This is a genomic window from Cytobacillus sp. (assembly GCF_964223445.1).
GTDB lineage: Bacteria > Bacillota > Bacilli > Bacillales > Cytobacillaceae > Cytobacillus.
This window is the reverse complement of the sequence record NZ_CAXQGS010000022.1, coordinates 38,636-46,523: the sequence shown is the minus strand read 5'-3', so window position 1 is coordinate 46,523 and position 7,888 is coordinate 38,636. Positions and strand designations below refer to the sequence as shown.

The window sequence follows — 7,888 nt, the reverse complement described above, 5'->3', positions numbered from 1 at the left end:
ACACGCTCGTCTACACTCTTTCCCTACACGACGCTCTTCCGATCTTTCATGGATATTCTCTACATCTGTCCGAATGAGCGATGTATTCGGACTCAATTTCACGGATATCCTCTATACCTGTCCGAATGAGCAATGTATTCGGACTTGTTTTCTCGGATTTCCTCTACACCTGTCCGAATGTGCATCGTATTCGGACTCAATTTCATGGATATCCTCTACATCTGTCCGAATGAGCACTGAATTCGGACTCAATTTCATGGATATTCTCTACATCTGTCCGAATGAGCACTGAATTCGGACTCAATTTCACGGATATCCTCTACACCTGTCCGAATGAGGAATGTATTCGGACTCAACCTCCCGGATTTCTTCTACATCTGTCCGAATGAACCCTATGTTCGGATCCTGATAGGAATTTTTAATAAATTCTAAATATTTTATTGATTATTACAATTTGCCGTGATTTAATAGGAAGTAACATATAACATATCAGATATGTGACGTCTGCAAGAAAGGAGGCAAGAGGATTGAATGTAAAAAAGATTTCAACGCGAAAAATTTCTGAAATTGCTGCAGAGCAAATTGAAGATATGATTGTCAAAGGATCCTTTAAGCCGGGAGAAAAACTGCCATCAGTGAGAGAATTATGCGAACTGTTTGGTGTCGGCCGATCAGCTGTCAGGGACGCTCTAACCTCACTGCAAGGCAAAGGAATTGTGCATGTAAAACAGGGAGAAGGCACATACATATCCCGATTTGATTCATCAAAGCTTTTTAAAAGTCCTCATTTGCATCCTGGCATTAAAGACATCCACGAGTTATTCCAGGCAAGAAAAATGGTTGAAACAGGTCTCGCTGAAATGGCAGCCGCAAATCGGTCGGAAGCACAGTTGGCTAAGATGAATAAGCTGATTTCCGATGCAGCCATCCATGGATGGGAGGAAGATTATCAGTTTCATATGGCGATTGCCCATGCAGCAGGCAATGATATACTTATCCAATTTGTGCAATTTATATCTGAAACATTGAAAAAATCCATGATCGATTTCCATCAATATCTTCAAACACGGGATGATATCGCCAAAAAGATTGAAGAGCAGCATCTGGGTATCTATTTGTCTATTAAAAATAAGCAGCCGGATCAGGCACATAAGAATATGATTGAACATTTAGAGCTGGTTGAGAAGCTTTTACAAATAAGTATCCTGCAGGAACAATAACGTTTTTTTGAAATTTATTAGAAACATTGTTTGTTATTACGAAACAAGCGGGGTGTATATGTTGATAGCAGCAGAATCGATAAGTACTTTAAAGACTTATTTTAGAGAAGACCAGATAAGTAAATATGAAGTTTCAAGCCGATTAGGCAACTCTGGGGAATTGCTTGTTTTACCGGAAACAGAAGATGAGATTGCAGCTGTACTTAAGCATGCAGATTTGAATGGTCTAACCATCAACATTATGGGCGGTGGCACAAAACGCGGATTCGGAGGCTTAAATGAAAAAGCAGATCTTCTTTTATCGCTTGAAAAATATACAGGGATTGTGGAACACACACCTGGTGATATGACAGTAACAGTAAGATCCGGTACTCGTTTTAAAGACCTTCAGGATTATCTGGCAAAGCATAATCAAAAAATATCTCTCGATCCTTTTTGGCCCCAAAATGCCACAATAGGCGGAGTCATTGCAGCAAATGAAAGCGGACCCAAAAGATTGGGCTATGGTTCAGCCCGTGATGCAGTCATTGGATTAAGGACAGTTTACCCAGATGGAAAGGTAATACGCTCCGGCGGCAGAGTTGTAAAAAATGTTGCCGGCTATGACATGAATAAACTGTTTATAGGATCGATGGGAACACTTGGTGTAATTTCTGAAATAACCTTAAAGCTTCGCCCAATTCCTAAATGTGAGAGTTTGGTTCTCGTTTCGTTCGCAACAGGAGATCTCGAGGAAATAAAGGCGTTTGCAGTAAAGGTTTTGGATTCTATGATTGAACCGGTTTCGCTTGAGCTGCTGAATCCGGCACTTTCAGATAAGCTTGCCGGAATAAATTCCTACACCGTTGCCATGAGTTTTGAAGATGTGGAGAGTTCAGTTCGTTATCAGGAAGTTTTTGTGGGAAATATGCTGCCGAAAGATGCGAAATTGAGTATAAGCTCTAAGGAAAACGCGGATTTGTTTTGGGACCGCTTTTATAGGCACATCCCTAATGGGGCACATAAAGAATTGCCAATCCAAACTGAAGCCTCCTTTAAAATTGGAACTGTAAATCTCGACGCGGTAAAAGTATTAAAGGAAACTGAACTGCTGCAGGATAAATTCAATGTGAAAATCGAATCACATGGAGGTCTGGGTCATGGATTGAGTCAAGTGACCATTAGAGGAGCAGAGCCAGATGTCGCCAATGCTGCTGTAAATGTAAGGCAGATCGCTGAAAAAGATGGAGGATACGCGATTGCAAAACACCTTCCATTTGAACTTCGGAAAAAAGTGGATGTATGGGGAAATAAACCTTCTTATTTCTTTTTGCTCCAGGGGATTAAAACAAAGGTCGACCCAAATAAAACATTAAGCCCAAACAGATTCATAGGAGGGATTTAAATGAGTGTCCGGGAACTCGATTTAAAGCAGGAACCGCCATGTACGTCGGGATTGGGAAACTATTTATGGAGTGATCCGCCAGATGAAAAGAAATGGGCTGACTGTGTCCATTGCGGAATGTGTCTGGAATCATGCCCGACATATGAACAGACAGGTCAGGAACAGCATTCTCCACGGGGGCGTGTGCACCTAATCAAATCTGTGGCTGAAGGGAAACTTCAAGTAAATGAGCAATTCATGGACCCTGTGTTTCAATGTCTGGATTGCCGCGCCTGTACAACTGCATGCCCGGCTGATGTCGATGTTGGCGGTTTGATTGAGGAAGCACGCGGCCAGATTCGGCAGGCAATGCCATTGACTGGTGTAAAAGGAGCCATCAGCAAGTTTTTTCTTCATGACCTTTTCCCTCACCAGAATCGCTTAAATACGCTAGGCGGCCTTCTGAAAGTCTATCAAAAAAGCGGCATGCAAAAAGCGGTCCGGAAAACCAAATTAATCAATATCATGCCGCAGCACCTTGTCGATATGGAATCCATCATGCCTGAGGTGAAAGAGCCTGTAAAAAAGAAATATAAAGACGTAAAAGTAATCAAAGCAAAAGGGGAGACAAAGCAGGAAGTTGCGATGCTGACCGGCTGTGTTATGGATGTTATGTTCAGTGATATTAACGAATCGACGATAAATGTACTGACCCGAAATGGAAATGATGTTGTCATTCCCCAAAGCCAAACATGCTGCGGTGCCCTGCATGTTCACGCGGGAGACCGTGATATGGGCAGGAAGCTGGCGAAGCAGAATATGGAAGCATTCAAAGACTTTGATAAAGTGATTGTTAATGCAGCCGGATGCGGGTGCATGATGAAGGAATACGCAGAATTATTTAAGGAAGACCCGGAACTGCATGCAAAAGCGGAAGAGTTCTCTAAAAAGGTTGAGGATATTTCAAAATTTCTTCATGATACAGGCTATGAAAAGCCAAAGGCTGAAATGAACACTAGAATAACTTACCATGATGCCTGCCATTTAGCGCATGGTCAGGGAATCCGCCAGCAGCCGCGCGATATTCTCCTTGATATTCCTGGTGTAGACATGGTCCACATGCCAAATTCCGACCGTTGCTGCGGGAGTGCAGGGATATACAATATTACCAATCCGGAAATGGCCAATGCGGTACTTGAAAGCAAAATGGAAAATGTTCCAGATGATGTGGAAATGATCTCAATGGGAAATCCCGGCTGCATGCTGCAAATGGCAATGGGAGTTCAAAAATACGGCAGGAATCAGAAAATTGTCCATACTGTCCAGCTTCTTGACTGGGCTTACCAAAAGGAAGACCGTGTGAAGGAGGGAAAAGAGTGAGAACGAAAGATCGGATTAAATCACAGGACAAACATATCTTAAATTTGGCTGAAATTGTGGGCGGTTCCCGTTCCATTCTTTACCAGAAGGAAGATCTTGTTGCTTATGACTGTGACGGCTTTACGATCCATAAGCACTTGCCCAATGCCGTCGTTTTTCCAAAGAATACACAAGAAGTGGCGGAAATTGTCAAGTACTGCTCGGAAAACAATCTCCCCTTTCTCGCCAGGGGGGCAGGTACTGGGCTGAGCGGCGGAGCCATACCTCTTAATGGAGAAATAATAATCAGTATGGTAAGGATGAAAAAACTTATTAGCGTTGATCTTGAAAATCGCCGCGCCGTAGTGGAGCCTGGATTTGTAAATCTGAAACTCACGAACTCAATATCCGATAAAGGCTATTATTACGCACCAGATCCATCCAGCCAATACTGCTGTACAATTGGCGGCAATGTTGCAGAAAATGCCGGAGGTGCCCATTGTCTGAAATACGGAGTTACTACAAACCATATTCTTGGACTTGAAGTGGTCATGCCTAATGGCGAGATAGTGGAAATTGGCAAAGACGGTATTCCCGATGCTCCCGGATATGATTTGCTGGGTCTGATCACAGGTTCTGAAGGGACCCTTGGAATTGTGACAAAAATAACTGTAAGGGTACTAAAAAACCCTGAAGGAAAGCAGACTGTCCTTGCCTACTTTGATCGGGTTGAAGATGGAAGCCAGGCAGTATCAGATATAATATCTGCGGGTATTGTGCCAGCAGCCCTTGAAATGATGGATAAGACTGCTATTGAAGGGGTGGAAGCTGCTGCTTTTCCGGTAGGCCATCCAAAAGATATAGAAGCAGTTCTTTTAATAGAAGTGGATGGAATTGCAGCGGGAATTGAGGAACAGATCGACCAAATCCTTGAGGTTTGCAGAAAGAGGAATGTCCGTGAAGTCCGTGCGGCCGGAAGTGAAGAGGAAAGAGCAAGATGGTGGGCGAACCGTAAGACAGGCTTTGGTGCCATGGGAGCCATTTCTCCTGATTATCTGGTTCAGGATGGGGTCATCCCTCGAAGCAAGCTGCCTGAAGTTTTGAGCAGGATCAACCAGATTAGCAGTGAATCGGGGTTGAGAATTGCTAATATTTTCCATGCGGGAGATGGAAACCTGCATCCTCTTGTCCTTTTTGACGCAAGGATACCAGGAGAATCAGAGAAAGCTCTTGAAGCTGGGAGCCAGTGCCTAAAAGTCTGCGCCGATGTTGGAGGTACCATAACTGGAGAACATGGTGTCGGCATAGAAAAGAGGGAAGAAATGCGATTTGTTTTCACAGAAGAAGAAATAGCTGCCCAGACAGAAATCCGGGAAGTCTTTAATCCTCATAATCTGCTGAATGCCGGAAAGCTGTTCCCATCGCCAGGCAGATGTGCTGAAATCAAAAAAGAGATGAAGGCCCAGGCAATTTCATAAGAAATGCCCAGCCTTAAATTAGAAGAAGGCTGGGCATTTACCGAATGTTGGAAAATTTTATCAAATCGCAGAATAAAGTTGTGTGAAAATTATTGAAAATTCACTTGGAAACATGCTATTATTTTTTTAAGAGAAAGTTAGAAACGCCGTTTTGTAATAAGAAACAATCGCATTAAACTTAAAATGGTAAAGCAGCAACCAAAGGAGGAAATGAATAATGGGGAACTATGTGAAAACAGGAAGCCTGCAAGTTGCAAGGGAGCTGTATGAATTTATTAATTCTGAGGCACTGCCGGGAAGCGGAGTGGATCAGGAACCATTTTGGTCAGGCTTGGAAGCGCTTATAAACGATCTGACGCCTAAAAATAAAGCATTGCTGGCGAAGCGGGATGAAATTCAGCATAAGCTGAACAATTGGCACAGAGAAAATCAAGATTTTGATTTTAATAGCTATAAGTCATTTTTAGAAGAGATCGGCTATCTTGAGCCAAGGGCCGAAGATTTTAACATTACTACAGAAAACGTGGATGATGAAGTAGCTGTGAAGGCTGGACCACAATTGGTCGTTCCAGTTAATAACGGGCGTTATGCGATCAATGCAGCGAATGCCCGTTGGGGAAGCTTATACGATGCACTTTACGGCACAGATGCAATCAGTGAAGAAAACGGGGCAAATAGAGATGGCGGGTATAATCCTGTAAGGGGAGAAAAGGTTATTGCGTTTGCCAGGGAATTCCTTGATCAAACCGCTCCTCTGTCAAGCGGTTCCCATAAAGATGCTGTTCAATATAAAGTGGAAGAAGATAAGCTGGCTGTTGTACTTAATAATGGCGAAATTGCAAATCTAAAAGAAGAAGCAAAGTTTGCCGGATACCAGGGAGAGAAGGATCAGCCTTCTGCGGTACTTCTAAAGAATAATGGCCTTTATTTTGAAATTCAAATTGACAGAGTCCACACGATTGGAAAAACGGATGATGCCGGAGTAAAGGATGTTTTGCTTGAAGCTGCAATTACTACAATTATGGATTGTGAAGATTCAGTAACAGCAGTTGATGCTGAAGATAAGGTCCTTGTGTACCGTAACTGGCTCGGATTAATGAAGGGTGACCTTTCCGCCAACTTTACGAAGGGCGCTAAATCAATGACACGTACATTAAACCCTGACCGTTCGTATGTTTCTCCAAATGGAAAGGAGTTCTCATTATCAGGACGCTCATTGATGTTTGTCAGGAATGTCGGACATTTAATGTCCATTAATGCGATTTTGGATGCAGACGGAAATGAAGTGCAGGAAGGTATCCTGGATACGGTAATTACCAGCCTGATTGGCAAGCATACATTACTTGGAAATGGCCCATATCAAAACTCATCAGAAGGTTCTATTTATATCGTTAAGCCAAAGATGCACGGTTCCAAGGAGGTTGCTTTTGCAAACGAGTTGTTTGACCGGACAGAAGATCTGCTCGGACTTGAGCGGAATACACTAAAAATTGGTGTAATGGATGAAGAGCGCCGTACATCTTTGAACCTGGCAGCCTGCATCCGTGAAGTAAAGGAGCGCATCGTCTTCATAAACACCGGATTCCTTGACCGGACTGGGGATGAGATGCATACTTCCATGGAAGCTGGCCCAATGATCCGCAAGAATGACATGAAGGCAACAGCCTGGCTAAAAGGCTATGAAAAATCCAATGTCAATACAGGCCTTGAAACAGGATTCCAGGGCCGTGCGCAAATTGGAAAAGGTATGTGGGCTATGCCTGATCTGATGGCTGCCATGATGGAGCAGAAGATCGGCCATCTGAACGCAGGAGCAAATACTGCCTGGGTACCGTCTCCAACTGCTGCCACTCTTCATGCTTTACACTATCATCAGGTGGAAGTTCAAAAGGTGCAAAACCAGCTGCTGGGAGAAATTTCGGACCTTCGTGATGAAATCCTGCAGATTCCGGTTGCTGAAAATCCGCAATGGAATCCGGAGGAAGTCCAAGAAGAACTGGATAACAACGCACAGGGTATCCTGGGATATGTTGTCCGCTGGGTTGAGCAGGGCATCGGCTGTTCTAAAGTTCCAGATATCAATAATATTGGATTAATGGAGGACCGTGCGACATTAAGGATATCAAGCCAGCATGTTGCGAATTGGCTCCACCATGGAATCTGCACGAAGGAGCAAGTGCTTGAGACACTGAAGAAAATGGCAAAGGTTGTAGATGAACAAAATAGTGGAGATCCCGCTTACCGCCCAATGGCTGCTGACTTCGATCAATCGGTTGCATTCCAGGCAGCATGTGACCTTGTTTTTGAGGGCTATGAACAGCCAAATGGCTATACAGAACCGATTTTGCACCGCCGCCGTCTTGAAGCGAAGTCCAAGTATGCTGTTAAGCAGTAGTAGTTTTAGAACAGGGCATGGATATGCCCTGTTTTTCTAAAGATCTGCAGACTTAAAGAAATCGAGGGGAGAA

General features: G+C 43.6%; 5 protein-coding genes. All 5 read left to right on the top strand.

Annotated features, from left to right (window positions below):
- Positions 1-527 precede the first annotated feature (527 nt).
- Positions 528-1,220: a FadR/GntR family transcriptional regulator gene (locus ACEQ1T_RS02880; RefSeq protein WP_370221658.1), complete on the top strand. Its 693-nt coding sequence runs from the start codon at positions 528-530 to the stop codon at positions 1,218-1,220.
- A gap of 61 nt (positions 1,221-1,281) precedes the next feature.
- Positions 1,282-2,604, top strand: a complete 1,323-nt coding sequence (locus ACEQ1T_RS02875) for an FAD-binding oxidoreductase (protein ID WP_370221660.1) — start codon at positions 1,282-1,284, stop codon at positions 2,602-2,604.
- Positions 2,605-3,963 carry a (Fe-S)-binding protein gene (locus ACEQ1T_RS02870; RefSeq protein ID WP_370221657.1) on the top strand — a complete coding sequence of 453 codons (1,359 nt, stop codon included), beginning with the start codon at positions 2,605-2,607 and terminating at the stop codon, positions 3,961-3,963.
- Entirely contained in the window at positions 3,960-5,420 is a 1,461-nt protein-coding gene (locus tag ACEQ1T_RS02865) for an FAD-linked oxidase C-terminal domain-containing protein (protein WP_370221656.1), read from the top strand. The genes ACEQ1T_RS02870 and ACEQ1T_RS02865 overlap by 4 nt, the downstream gene beginning before the upstream one ends.
- Before the next feature lie 217 nt (positions 5,421-5,637).
- Positions 5,638-7,815 carry a malate synthase G gene (locus tag ACEQ1T_RS02860; RefSeq protein ID WP_370221655.1) on the top strand — a complete coding sequence of 726 codons (2,178 nt, stop codon included), beginning with the start codon at positions 5,638-5,640 and terminating at the stop codon, positions 7,813-7,815.
- Positions 7,816-7,888 lie beyond the last annotated feature (73 nt).

Excerpts from the sequence above, each read along its gene's own strand:
- ACEQ1T_RS02870 (WP_370221657.1), top strand. The coding sequence starts at position 2,605 with ATGAGTGTCCGGGAACTCGATTTAAAGCAGGAACCGCCATGTACGTCG.
- ACEQ1T_RS02860 (WP_370221655.1), top strand. The coding sequence starts at position 5,638 with ATGGGGAACTATGTGAAAACAGGAAGCCTGCAAGTTGCAAGGGAGCTG.